Annotated in this window: 1 rRNA gene; it reads right to left on the bottom strand. The window is 52.5% G+C overall.

The features are described from left to right. Positions 1–236, bottom strand: a 23S ribosomal RNA gene (locus tag ATB74_RS23570); the annotation flags it as partial.

Below are 236 nucleotides of genomic sequence, written 5' to 3' on the forward strand. Positions count from 1 at the left end.
CTCTACCCGACCACCTGTGTCGGTTTGGGGTACGATTCCTTACAATCTGAAGCTTAGAGGCTTTTCCTGGAAGCATGGCATCAATGACTTCACTACCGTAGTAGCTCGACATCGTATCTCAGCGTTAGTAGCGGTCCGGATTTACCTAAACCACCCGCCTACGTACTTGAACCTGGACAACCGTCGCCAGGCCCACCTAGCCTTCTCCGTCCCCCCATCGCAATTGTAAGAAGTAC

Origin of the sequence: Vibrio splendidus, assembly GCF_001557875.1 — a bacterium.
GTDB classification, from domain to species: domain Bacteria; phylum Pseudomonadota; class Gammaproteobacteria; order Enterobacterales; family Vibrionaceae; genus Vibrio; species Vibrio splendidus_F.